Source organism: Thermobifida alba, from assembly GCF_023208015.1.
In the GTDB taxonomy this organism is placed as follows: Bacteria; Actinomycetota; Actinomycetes; order Streptosporangiales; family Streptosporangiaceae; genus Thermobifida; species Thermobifida alba.
The window spans coordinates 3192190-3204353 of sequence record NZ_CP051627.1 but is presented as its reverse complement, the minus strand read 5'-3'; the positions used below and the strand labels follow the sequence as shown (position 1 = coordinate 3204353).

The 12164-nt window shown below is 73.7% G+C and carries 9 protein-coding genes; 7 read left to right on the top strand and 2 right to left on the bottom strand.

The features are described 5' to 3' along the window. The 4 genes from hemC to FOF52_RS14150 all read left to right on the top strand — a co-directional run bounded on the left by hemC (position 1) and on the right by FOF52_RS14150 (position 4509). Positions 1-963 (top strand): hydroxymethylbilane synthase, encoded by a 963-nt coding sequence (gene hemC, locus FOF52_RS14165; protein ID WP_248590426.1) that lies wholly within the window; start codon positions 1-3, stop codon positions 961-963. Between the two features lie 56 nt (positions 964-1019). After that, positions 1020-2705: a bifunctional uroporphyrinogen-III C-methyltransferase/uroporphyrinogen-III synthase gene (locus FOF52_RS14160; protein WP_248590425.1), complete on the top strand. Its 1686-nt coding sequence runs from the start codon at positions 1020-1022 to the stop codon at positions 2703-2705. 22 nt (positions 2706-2727) lie between these two features. Continuing rightward, the gene (hemB, locus tag FOF52_RS14155; RefSeq protein ID WP_248590424.1) at positions 2728-3711 is read left to right on the top strand and encodes a porphobilinogen synthase; all 984 of its coding nucleotides are present in this window, start codon (positions 2728-2730) and stop codon (positions 3709-3711) included. 135 nt (positions 3712-3846) lie between these two features. Next, entirely contained in the window at positions 3847-4509 is a 663-nt protein-coding gene (locus FOF52_RS14150; protein WP_248590423.1) for a bifunctional DNA primase/polymerase, read from the top strand. Between the two features lie 4 nt (positions 4510-4513). Here the strand turns inward: FOF52_RS14150 and pglX are convergent, their stop codons facing one another. Further along, positions 4514-8110 (bottom strand): BREX-2 system adenine-specific DNA-methyltransferase PglX, encoded by a 3597-nt coding sequence (pglX, locus tag FOF52_RS14145; RefSeq protein ID WP_248590422.1) that lies wholly within the window; start codon positions 8108-8110, stop codon positions 4514-4516. Between the two features lie 568 nt (positions 8111-8678). Then, on the bottom strand, positions 8679-9170 hold the full coding sequence (rraA, locus tag FOF52_RS14140) for a ribonuclease E activity regulator RraA (RefSeq protein ID WP_248590421.1): 492 nt from the start codon (positions 9168-9170) through the stop codon (positions 8679-8681). Between the two features lie 174 nt (positions 9171-9344). On the opposite strand from rraA, the gene hemL reads away from it, so the two are divergent. From hemL to FOF52_RS14125, 3 genes are all read left to right on the top strand, one after another. Next, positions 9345-10637 (top strand): glutamate-1-semialdehyde 2,1-aminomutase, encoded by a 1293-nt coding sequence (hemL, locus tag FOF52_RS14135; RefSeq protein WP_248590420.1) that lies wholly within the window; start codon positions 9345-9347, stop codon positions 10635-10637. Between the two features lie 464 nt (positions 10638-11101). Further along, positions 11102-11737 (top strand): histidine phosphatase family protein, encoded by a 636-nt coding sequence (locus tag FOF52_RS14130; protein WP_248590419.1) that lies wholly within the window; start codon positions 11102-11104, stop codon positions 11735-11737. A gap of 211 nt (positions 11738-11948) precedes the next feature. Continuing rightward, positions 11949-12047 carry a 30S ribosomal protein bS22 gene (locus tag FOF52_RS14125; protein WP_011293147.1) on the top strand — a complete coding sequence of 33 codons (99 nt, stop codon included), beginning with the start codon at positions 11949-11951 and terminating at the stop codon, positions 12045-12047. Positions 12048-12164: the final 117 nt, after the last annotated feature.

Genomic DNA, 12164 nt, shown 5'->3' with positions numbered 1-12164 from the left:
ATGTCCACCACACCGGCCAGGCTCGGCACCCGCCGCAGCACCATGGCCACCAGCCAGTCCCAGAGGGTCGCCGAGACCCTCACCGAACGCACCGGGGTCCCGGTCGAACTGGTCCTCATCACCAGCTTCGGCGACGTCACCCGCGCCCAGCTGACCCAGTTGGGCGGCACCGGCGTCTTCGTCAGCGCGCTGCGCGACGCCCTGCTCGCCGGGGAGGTGGAGTTCGCCGTCCACTCCCTCAAGGACCTGCCCACCGCCCCCACCGACGGCATCGTGCTCGCCGCCGTGACCGAACGCGACGACCCCCGGGACGCCCTGTGCGCCCGCGACGGGCTGAAGTTCGCCGACCTGCCGCCCGGCTCCACCGTCGGCACCGGCTCGCCGCGCCGCGTCGCCCAGCTCGCGGCGCTCCGCCCCGACCTGCGCTACGTGCCGATCCGCGGCAACGCCGAGACCCGCCTGGGCAAGGTCTCCTCCGGCGAACTCGACGCGGTCGTGCTGGCCTACGCGGGACTGGACCGGGTAGGCCGCCTCGACGACGTCACCGACGTGTTCGAGGTCGAACAGGTCCTCCCCGCCCCCGGCCAGGGCGCACTCGCCGTGGAGTGCCGCACCGCCGACGCCGAGGGCGCCCTGAGCTACCTCGGCGCGGTCGACCACACCCCCACCCGGGCCGCGGTCACCGCCGAGCGCGTCATCCTGGCGGAACTGGAGGCCGGATGCGCCGCCCCGGTCGGCGCCTACGCCGAGTTCGTGGCCGACGACCGCCTCCGCCTGCGTGCCGCGGTCGTCGCCACCGACGGAAGCCAGGCCGTGCGCGCCGAGCAGACGGTCACCGTCACCGAGTTTCCCGACGCGGTCCAGGCGGCCGCCGCACTCGGCCACCAACTCGCCCACGAGATGATCCGGCGGGGGGCCGATCAGATCGTGGCCGACGCCGCGACGGGAAGAGGAGAGATCTGACCAGCGCGTCCCACACGCTGGACCCAGGGACGCGGACAGGTGAGAAGAGGAGCGAAGTGAACCCGCAGACTGAGACCCCGGCGACCGGGGCCGAGGAAGCCGCCAAGCCCGCAGCCGGCCACATCGCGCTGGTCGGTGCCGGGCCGGGCGACGCCGACCTGCTGACGCTGCGGGGCGCCGCGCTGCTGGGGCAGGCCGACGTCGTCCTCACGTTCCGCGAGTTCGGACCGCTCGCCCGGCACCGGGAGGGGCTGCTGCGCCACTGCCGTCCGGACGTGGAGGTCGTCGGCCCCGACGAGTACGGGGACAAGGGAGACGCGTTCGCGGTCGCCAAGGCGGCCCAGGGACTGCGCGTGGTCCGGCTCTACGCCGGTGACCCGCTGCTGGCCTGCCGGGGCGCCGACCTGGCCGAGGCCGCCCGCGACGCGGGCATCGAGTTCGAGATCGCACCGGGGCTCCCCGCGATCACCGCGGTTCCCGCCTACGCGGGGACCGAGCTGATGCCCGCCGGCACCAACGAGCTCCGGGTGCTCGACGCCGCCGACACCGACGTGGACTGGGTCAACGCCGCGCAGAGCAAGGCCACCCTGGTCGTGATGTTCCCCGACGCGCCCAGCGAGGACGACCCGGAGGCGAAGGGACCCGGCCTCGACCGGATCTGCAAGACCCTCATCGCGGGCGGCCGTCCCGACACCACCCCGGTCACGGTGACCCGGATGGGGACGACCACCCAGCAGACCACCGTCACCTCCACCCTGGCCCGCCTGGCCGCCGACCTGAAGGCCTCCGACGCCAAGGGCCACACGGTTCCCCGCCCGTCCCTGATGATCATCGGGGAGGGGGCGCAACGCCAGCGGAAGCTCTCCTGGTTCGAGACCAAGCCGCTGTTCGGCTGGCGGGTCCTGGTACCGCGCACCCGCGAGCAGGCCGCGGCCCTCTCCGACCAGCTGCGCGGCTACGGGGCGGTGCCCGAGGAGGTCCCCACCATCTCGGTGGAGCCGCCGCGCACCCCGCAGCAGATGGAGCGGGCGGTCCGCGGCCTGGTCACCGGCCGCTACCAGTGGGTGGCCTTCACCTCCGTCAACGCGGTCAAGGCCATCCGCGAGCGTCTGGAGGACTACGGTCTGGACGCGCGCGCCTTCGCCGGGGTGAAGGTCGCCGCGGTGGGGGAGCAGACCGCCGCCGCGCTGCAGGCGTTCGGCATCCACCCCGACCTGCAGCCGCCCGAGGACAAGCAGTCCGGAGCGGGCCTGGTCGAGGTGTGGCCGCCCTACGACGCCGAGATCGACCCGATCGAGCGGGTGCTGCTGCCGCGCGCCGACATCGCCACCGAGGTCCTCTCCGAGGGCCTGGTCAAACTCGGCTGGGAGATCGACGACGTCACCGCCTACCGCACCGTGCGCGCCGCGCCCCCGCCCGCGCCCATCCGCGAGGCCATCAAGGGCGGCGGGTTCGACGCGGTGCTGTTCACCTCCTCCTCCACGGTCCGCAACCTCGTCGGCATCGCGGGCAAACCGCACGCCACCACGGTGATCGCCGTGATCGGGCCGGAGACCGCCAAGACCGCCGAGGAGTTCGGGCTGCGCGTGGACGTGCGCGCGCCGAAGGCGTCGGTGGTGGCGCTGGCCGAGGCGCTCGCGGAGTTCGGCGCGGCCCAGCGGCAGGCCGCGATCGAGGCGGGCAAGCCGGTGCTGCGCCCCAGCCAGAAGCGCCGGGGCCGCCGCCGCAAGACCATGCTGTGACACAGGACAGGAGAGGATCCGCATGACGGCCCGTTTCCCGCTGGCCCGGCCGCGGCGACTGCGCGCCACGCCCGCGATGCGGCGGCTGGTCGCGGAGACGCGCGTCCGGCCGGAAGAGCTCATTCTGCCGATGTTCGTCAAGGAGGGCATCGACGCGCCGCAGGAGATCGGCTCCATGCCGGGCGTCCACCAGCACACCCTGGACAGCCTGCGCAAGAGCGCCGAGGAGGCGGTCGGGGCCGGGGTCGGCGGGATCATGCTGTTCGGCGTGCCCGCGGCCAAGGACGAGCGCGGCTCCTCCGCCGACGACCCCGACGGGATCGTGCAGGTGGCGCTGCGAAAGCTCGCCGCGGACCTCGGCGACGAGGTCGTGCTGATGACCGATCTGTGTCTGGACGAGTACACTTCGCACGGACACTGCGGACTGCTCACCGACACGGGCGAGGTCGACAACGACGCCACCCTGGAGCGCTACGCCTCCGCCGCGGTGGCCCAGGCCGCGGCCGGGGCGGCCGTGGTCGCCCCCAGCGGCATGATGGACGGCCAGGTGGGGGCGATCCGCGCCGCACTGGACGGGGCCGGGTACACCGGTGTCGCGATCCTCGCCTATGCCGCCAAGTACGCCTCGGCGTTCTACGGCCCGTTCCGCGACGCGGCCGAGTGCGCGCCGCAGTTCGGCGACCGCTCCAGCTACCAGCAGGATCCCGCCAACGCCCGGGAGGCGCTGCGCGAGGTCGAGCTGGACCTGGCCGAAGGGGCTGACATGGTGATGGTCAAACCGGGACTGGCCTACCTGGACATCGTGGCCAGGGTGGCCGAGGCCGTCTCCGTGCCCGTCTCCGCCTACCAGGTCAGCGGCGAGTACGCGATGGTCGAGGCGGCGGCCCGGAACGGCTGGCTGGAACGGGAACGGGTGATTCTGGAGACCCTCACCTCCTACCGGAGGGCGGGCGCCGGACAGATCCTCACCTACTGGGCGACCGAGGCAGCGCGTCTGCTGCGGTAGCCGGGAACCACTAGAGCACTCCCCGGCGGCCCGGACGGGTGTCGGGGAGCAGAACAGCCCCGACACCCGCGGGCCCCGCGCCACGGGCCCCCGCGCCGGATGTCGGCGGCCGACACTGAGAGTGATGGGGGATTCATGGTCGGTGTGTTGGGCGGCAGACGCAGGCGCCGCCGTCAGAAACCAGCTGCCATGATCGACGCCGCACTGGAGTACGCGGCACTCGGGTGGCCGGTGTGTCGGGGAGCCCACCCCGACCGGGAAGGGCCCCGTGCGTGCACCTGCGACCGGCTGGGCTGCCCCGCGCCGGGCGCACACCCGACGAGCGCGGCGTGGGCGATGGAGGCCAGCACCGACCCCGACGTCATCAGACGCTGGTGGACCGCGGTCCCGGAGGCCAACATCATCCTGCCGACCGGACGCGTCTTCGACGTCTTCGACGTGCCCGCGAGCGCCGGGGTGATGGCCATGGCCCAGATGGACCGCGCGGGGCTGCGCCTCGGGCCGGTGGCGGCCCTGGAGTCCCAGCGCTACCTGTTCTTCGTGGCCACCCGTTCACCCATCGACGAGGACGAGTGGTGGTCCTGCCGCCTGGACTGCTTCCCCGAGACGGTCGAGGACACACCGGGCCTGCGCTGGCACTGCCGGGACAGCTACGTGCCCGCGCCGCCGTCGCTGCTGCCGTCGGGGCGCACCGCCGACTGGATCCGCTCGCCCTTCGGGGGCGACGGACCGGTCCACCTGCCCGACCCGATCGCGGTGCTGAGCATCCTGGCCGACGTGTGCGGAGCCGCGTCCTGACCGGTCAGGCGGGCCGCCAGGTGGTGAGGTGGTCCTCGCTGAGGCCGTGGCGTTCCCGGTGTTCGGCGAGCCAGCGGGCGACCCGCTCGACGGTGCCGCCGTCGTGCCACCGGCGGAGCCACGGCAGGAGTTCGAGCACCCCGGCGAGCAGTGGAACGACCTGTTCCCGGGGCCGCTCCTCGGCGGTGCGGGCCGCGACGAGGCCGATGAGGGCCTCGGCCCGCTGCGCGTGGTCCCAGCCGGCCCAGCCCAGCACGATCGCGGGACCGTCCGGCGGTTCCGTCCCCGGATAGGACAGGAACCGCTCCCGGGGCAGGTCGAGCCGGCCGCGGTTGGCCCAGTACGACGGCTCGCGGAAGTCCGCGGAGGTGTACCTGGGCGGCAGCGGGATGTCCAGGCGCCGTCCGGTGCGGTCCTCCTCCTGCTGCAGGTCCCACACCTTTTGCCACCGCGCGTACTTGCGCAGCCCCGACGGCCGGTAGCGGTACGCGGCCAGGAAGGGGACGTGCTGGTCGGCGACGAGCTGTTCGAGCACCTCGACCAGGTCCGCGCCGGGGCGTCCCAGGTGCTCGGCGGCGTACCACTCGGCCACCGCGGTCACGTCGTCCCCGCCGGGCGCGCGGACCAGGGCCTCGGCCAGTTCGGTGAGGGACAGGGGGCGGGGGACGCCCTCCCGCCCCGGGGCGGAGGCGAACCACAGGCCGGGCTGCTCGCAGCGGTCCAGCAGCCAGGACCGCAGCGCGGCGGCCTGGCGGACCTCCCAGGGCTCGCACTGCCAGCGGCGTTTGTACTCGGGGCGCTCCACCAGGGCCAGGTCGCGGTGCTTCTCGATGAGGTCGATGCGGGCCTGCACGGTCCGGCGGTACTCCTCCGGCCAGTGGCGGGGGAGTTCGGTGACGGGGGCGGCGCCGTGCCGGGCGAACCAGTCGGTCGTGGAGTCGCCGACCGCGATCCGGCGGGCCAGGACGATCTCGAAGGCGCGCTCGCCCGGGGCGATCCCGGGCACCTTCTCGGGGTCGGGGGAGAGCACGGCGGCGGCCTCGGCGTCGGAGAGCAGCCCGTAGAGGCCGTACACCTGCCAGTCCAGCTCCTCCTGCAGCGCGACCATCCGGCGGCGGACCGACTCGGCGGACTCCCGGGCCTCGGCCAGGGCGCGCCGGGAGGGCACGTCCCGGGCCACGACGGCGGCGGGTTCGTGGGCGGCGGCCCGGCGGGCCAGGGAGTCCAGGGTGCGGCCGGGTTCGAGCGGCAGGTGGGCGGGCAGGGGGAGGTCCCGCAGCCTGACCGGGGCGAACTGGTAGCGCTCCGCCCACGCCTCCTCCCGGGAGGCCCGTCCCGCCCCGCCGCTCGCGCCCTGGTTCACCTGCTTGAGCCAGAAGCACACCGCGGCGGAGTTCAGCACCCCCAGCAGCCGCAGGTGGTCCTCCTCGGTGGCCCCCTCCGGGAGCCGCAGCACCGGGGCGCTCCGCCGGAACACCGTCCCGTCCCGGTCCAGCACGAAGTGGTTGTGCGTGGCGGTCTCCGCGCAGGCGATGACGAGCGGGGCGCGGTGCCGGTCGGTGCGGGACACCGCGTACCCGTACCAGGCCGGGCCGTGGTCGCGGGAGGCGCTCTCGGAGCCGGTGCGGTCGCGCAGGAGGGTCCGGTAGGCCCAGAGGAAGCGCTCCGCCTCGGGGGAGAGTGCCGCGGTGGGCGGCTCGCCGGAGTACGGCCACAGCGAGGCGACCGGGGCGACGATCCGGAAGTCCCGGACGGCGTCGCCGTCGGCTGACGGACGCCGGTGCTCCGGGCCGATCCGGGCGCGCTCCAGGACGTCCTCGCCCACCGCGTGGACGCCGTCCTCGCGGAACGGCGCGTCGGGTCCGATCTCGGCGACGAGGTCGCCGAGGCGTTCCGGGGCGTTCTCCAGGCGCCGGTGCAGTTCGTCGGCGCCGTCGCCGCTGAGCGACCAGGGGTGGGCGATGCGCAGGTCGCGGTCGCCGTTGCGGACGCTCACCCAGGAGGTCTCGATACCGGGGCGGTGGATGTTCTCCACGATGGAGCGCCACACGACGCCCTGGGCCGGGTCCTCGGGCGGGGCGGGTTCCCCGCGTACCCCCAGGACCTCGCGGATCGGGTCCCCCCATCCCTGGGTGGTGTTGCGGCCGACGAGGACGACGGTCGGGGTGGTGCGGCCGGGGAGGAACACGCCGGAGGTGTCGACGACGTGGGTGAGTTTCACCTTCCGGCCGAAGAAGTCCTCGACGAGCCGTCGGCCGAACTCGCGTCTCAGCAGCGAGTGGGCGGTGAGCTGCCCCGAGAAGCCCGCGTGTTCGCGGGTGGCCAGCCGGAAGATCCGCTGGGCGAACGGCACCGACAGCGGGTACGTGCCCGAGCAGGCGTCGTAGACGGAGCGGTAGTTGGCGTTCTCCTGCCGGTCCCGGACGGCGGTGTGGGGCGGGCTGGTCACCACCACGTGGTAGCTGTCCCGGCCCAGCAGGTCCACCCGCCGGACGTGGTCGTGGACGTCCTCGGTGGTGTAGGTGAACACCCGCCGGTCGGCGGGGGACAGGTCGTCGGTGGCGGTCTGGGCGTCCCGGCCGTGCAGCAGCGAGTCGCCCACCGCGACGTGGACGGGGAAGTCCGGGGCCTGGTCCAGGCGGCGCGCGCCGGTCTCCCGCAGGACGGCGACGAGCAGGCGGAACCGGGCGATACTGGCCGCGAACGGGTTCTTGTCGCAGCCGTGCACCGAGTTCAGGGCCTTGCGGACGAGTTCCCAGCGGTCGGCGTCGGGCCCCGCGCAGGCGCGGTGCCGGGCGAGGAGGCGGGTGAACAACCCGAGGAGGAACTCGCCGCTGCCGCAGGCGGGATCGACGGTCCGCAGTCCCCTGTGGCGCCAGACGACCTCGCCCGAGCCGGTGCGCACCTCCAGGTCGGGCTCCAGACCGAACTCCTCGACCGCCGGCTCCAGGGTGAGGTCGAGCAGGAGGTCCACGACGAAGTCCGGGGTGTGCAGCAGGGCGTAGGCCTTGCGGGCGGGCTCGCTCACCTCCTGGTACAGGTCGGCGAGGAAGCGGGTGTCCAGGTCGGGGTCGGTGAGGTCGTACGCCGGCGCCCCGTCGGGGCCGCGGCGCCAGAACTCCAGCAGGGCCCTGGCCGCCTCGGCGCCGGGGGTGAGCCGCCACAGCGGGTTGTAGGAGCGGTTGAACAGCCCTTCGGTGGTGCGGTGGCACTTGGCGAGGTGGACGAAGGCGGAGACCAGCCAGTCGCGGTCGTCGAGATTGGGCGTGGTGGCGAAGAAGGCCCGCTGCCGGGCCTCCGCCGTCTGCAGCCGGTCTCCGGGACCGGCGATCCAGGGCTGCTCGATCAGCCCGTTGTCCTCGCAGAACCGGACGAACAGCGTGCCCAGCACCCAGGCCGCCGCCGCCTGGGTGACCCGCTCCTCCCGCCAGGTCCGGTAGGCGGCGGCGGTGCGCTGCGCCTCGCGGGCCTCGCGGTACTCCGCCTCCAGGGCGGCTGCGAACTCGTCCTCCTCGCTACGGGCGCGGAGGTCCTCCTCCAGCAGCGTGACCTGTCGACGCAGTCCCGCCAGTAGCTCACCTCGGTCTTTGTGGCCGGCCACCGCGCCTCCTCAATCCGCTCCGGCTCTCCGGGGCTCACGCGTCTCTCATCCTGCCAGGAGCCGACCCGTCATCAGGGCCAGAATGCGAGATCCGGCCCCAGGTGACGCTACTGTCGACCAGAGTGGGGCAGCCGGGGGCGAATCCGGCCGCCGGAAGGCCCGCGGACCCGGGGCGAAGGTGGGCGGTGCGGGGAAAATCGCGAATCGACCCACGCTTCCGTCTCGGCGGAGTAACATTCTGAAGCAAGGCACTCACCGAGCGTTGACTGTGCTGCTCATGGACCTGTGTTCGGGGGCGCGGAGCGTTCGGCGGCGGCGGCCGTCCCCTGCGGCTGCGGCGGTCGTGTGGGTGCCCCCGGACTCGGGTGGGCGGGCGTCCCCGGCACGTCCCGTCCACCCGTTGCAGACGGGCCGCGTCCCGGCGTACCAGGGGGAGATGGAAAAAAGGGGGGCACGTCGGGACGCGGCCTCCACCGGCGCCAGCCGGTGCCCGTCAGGGAGGGGCGGCGGCTGTTTCCACAACGGCGCACCGTTGCGGAAACAGCCGCCGCCCGCCCCGGGAGCCGCTTCAGCCCAGCGGCAGTTCCCGCCCGCTCACCACGATCCCGTCCTCGTCGCTGTACAGCCAGGCGCCCGGGGTGAACACCACCTGGCCGAAGGCGACCGGACCGTCCACCACTCCCGCGCCCGCCTTGGCGGACTTGCGGGGGTTGGAGCCCAGCGCCTTGACCCCCAGCGACAGCGCGGCCAGCTCGGCGACGTCGCGCACCGCGCCGTTGATCACCACGCCCGCCCAGCCGTTGCGTTCCGCGGCCCCGGCGATCATGTCGCCCATCAGCGCCGACCGCAGCGAGCCGCCGCCGTCCACCACCAGGACCCGGCCCTCCCCGGGCTGGTTGAGGACTTCCTTGACCAGGGCGTTGTCCTCGTGGCACTTGACGGTCCGGATCCGGCCGAAGAAGGTCCGGACTCCGCCGAACTGACGGAACTGGGTCTCACAGCTGGCGAGTTCGTCGCCGTGGGCGTCGATCAGGTCGGCGGTGGTGAAGGTCTCGGACATCGCGGTCCCTTCCGTGGTCGTCGGTGTGGGCGGCCGGGCCCCGTGCGGAGGAAGCCCGGGAAGCGCGGACGCGCCCCAAGTTACCCACCGGTTCACCGCGTCCGGCGAACCGGGCGGCGCCATCGGACCGCGGCCCGGGAACAGGAGCGGGCCGACGGCTGACAGACTGAAGGGGTGGCTACTCATCAGACATCGCATGAGCTGTTCGAACGTGCCCGAGCCGTGATCCCCGGCGGGGTGAACTCCCCGGTCCGGGCGTTCCAGGCGGTCGGCGGCACACCTCCGTTCATGGTGTCGGGCAAGGGCGCCTACCTCACCGACGCCGACGGGAACACCTACGTGGACCTCATCTGCTCGTGGGGGCCGCTGATCCTGGGACACGCGCACCCGGCCGTCGTCGAGGCACTGGCCCAGACGGCCTCCCGGGGGACCTCCTACGGTGCGCCGACCGCCGCCGAGGTGGAGCTGGCCGAGGAGATCGTGGCGCGCACCCCGGTGGAGAAGGTGCGGCTGGTCAACTCCGGCACCGAGGCCACCATGTCCGCGATCCGGCTGGCCCGCGGCGCCACCGGCCGCGCCAAGGTGGTCAAGTTCGCGGGCAACTACCACGGTCACGTAGACGCGCTGCTGGCCGCCGCCGGATCGGGGGTGGCCACGTTCGCCCTGCCCAACTCGCCGGGAGTCACCGGGGCCAGCGCCGCCGACACGATCGTGCTGCCCTACAACGACATCGCCGCCGTCGAGGCGGCCTTCGCCGAGTCCGGGGACGAGATCGCCTGCGTCATCGCCGAAGCCTGCCCCGCCAACATGGGCGTGGTACCGCCGCGGGACGGGTTCAACGCCGCGCTGCGCGAGATCACCGCGCGGCACGGCGCGCTGCTCATCCTCGACGAGGTCCTCACCGGTTTCCGGGTGAGCCCGTCGGGCTGGTTCGGTCTGGAGGGCGTCACCCCCGACCTGATGACCTTCGGCAAGGTCATGGGCGGCGGGCTGCCCGCGGCCGCGTTCGGCGGCCGGGCCGACATCATGGACCAGCTCAGCCCCAGCGGCCCCGTCTACCAGGCGGGCACGCTGTCGGGCAACCCGCTGGCCACCGCCGCCGGGCTGGCCACGCTGCGCAACGCCACGCCGGAGGTCTACGCGCACATCGACGCCGCCGCCGCGCGGGTCTCCGCGGCCGTGAGCGAGGCGCTGACCGCCGAGGGGGTGCCGCACCGCATCCAACACGGCGGCAACCTGTTCACGGTCTTCTTCACCGACGCCGAGGTCGTCGACTTCGACGGCGCCCGCGCGCAGAACACCGCGCAGTTCGCGGCGTTCTTCACCGCGATGCTGGAGCAGGGCGTCTACCTGCCGCCCGCGGCGTTCGAGGCGTGGTTCTTCTCGGCCGCGCACGACGACGCCGCGCTGGACCGGGTCGTCTCCGCCCTGCCCGCCGCGGCCAAGGCGGCCGCCCAGGCGGCCTAGACCGCCGGCGACCACGCCGCGGCGGCCCGCAGGGACTCCGCTTCCGGGACCGCCGCGGCGACACGGACGCTCCCGGCCTGCCGGTGCAGAGCCCGTTCGTGACGGAGCGGCGCCCGATCCTGCCCGGGGAGGAGCGCGCCACGCGACCGCCGGGCACGGACCGGTGGGCGCGTGGCGCGCCGGCGCAGGCCGCCGGGGCCGTCGTGCCGCGGTGCCGCCGAGGCGCGGCGGGGGTACCCTTCACCCGGGGGTGGCGGCGGTTCCGGTGCGGCCCCGCCAGGTACGGCGCCTCTCCACCGGGCGGCGCCGCGAGTCGCGCCGCCGTCCCACGGCGCGGGCCGTGGCAGGGGGCCCTGCAGAGGGCGGCCGATACGGTGGGGGCACGCGGACGGTCCACCTCCGCCCCGGTTCCGTCACGGTGCGGACCGGGCCAGGAACGAGCGAGAAGGAAGCGGTCCGGCGCCATGTCCACGACCACCGTCATCCACCTGCTGCGACACGGCGAGGTGCACAACCCCGAGGGCATCCTCTACGGGCGGCTGCCCGACTTCCACCTCAGCGAGCGGGGACGCCGGATGGCCGAACTCGCGGCGGAGTGGTTCTCCGGACGCGACATCGCGGTGCTGTACTCCTCGCCGCTGGAGCGGGCGCAGGAGACCGCGGAACCGGTCGCCGCCGGCTTCGGCCTCCAGATCAACCTGGACGAGCGGCTGGTGGAGGCGGCCAACCACTTCCAGGGCCGGCCCTTCACCTCCCGCTCGATCGCCGACCCGCGCACCTGGAGCAAGCTGTACAACCCGTTCATGCCCTCCTGGGGCGAGCCGTACCGCGCGATCGTGCGGCGCATGAGCGAGGTGATCCGCCACGTGCGCAAGGAGGCGTGGGGGCGGGAGGCCGTGTGCGTCAGCCACCAGCTTCCGATCTGGATCACCCGGCGCGCCGCCGAACGGCAGCGCCTGTGGCACCGGCCGGACCGGCGCCAGTGCAACCTGGCCAGCGTCACCTCGCTGACCTTCGAGGAGGAGCAGCTCGTCGCCGTCTCCTACGCGGAACCGGCCGCCTCCCTGTACCCCGGCAGCTCCTCGGTGCCGGGAGCCTGAACGGTGCGGCGGCACCGCGCGTGACGTCGCCGCGTTCGTTCCGCGGGGGGAGAGGGTACGCTAGCTTTTTGTGCACCGCCTCGGTCGGGGCGGCTCACCCGGTGTCAGGCCGCACGTCACGTGCCGCCGCACCCGCCCGGACGGCGGACCGGTCCCCTGTCCCGCGTCGCGCCGCCCTGTCTTCGCTGTTCCGTGAAACCGAGGTGATCCCGTGGGTTCGGTCGTCAAGAAGCGCCGCAAGCGCATGGCCAAGAAGAAGCACCGCAAACTGCTGAAGAAGACCCGTATCGCACGCCGTAACAAGAAGTAGGCCCGCCTCTCCGCGGACGTCGTGCGCATCCGACCGTCCCGGAAGGGCGTGGTGGGGGTGGGCGATGCGGAGGAGAGTCTCTCCGCCGCCATCCCAGCCCGTCGAAGGAGTGTCGAT

Coding starts and splice junctions, on each gene's coding strand:
- FOF52_RS14130 (WP_248590419.1), top strand. CDS start 11,102: ATGTCCACGACCACCGTCATCCACCTGCTGCGACACGGCGAGGTGCAC.
- rraA (WP_248590421.1), bottom strand. CDS start 9,170: ATGTCCGAGACCTTCACCACCGCCGACCTGATCGACGCCCACGGCGAC.
- hemC (WP_248590426.1), top strand. CDS start 1: ATGTCCACCACACCGGCCAGGCTCGGCACCCGCCGCAGCACCATGGCC.
- hemB (WP_248590424.1), top strand. CDS start 2,728: ATGACGGCCCGTTTCCCGCTGGCCCGGCCGCGGCGACTGCGCGCCACG.
- FOF52_RS14150 (WP_248590423.1), top strand. CDS start 3,847: ATGGTCGGTGTGTTGGGCGGCAGACGCAGGCGCCGCCGTCAGAAACCA.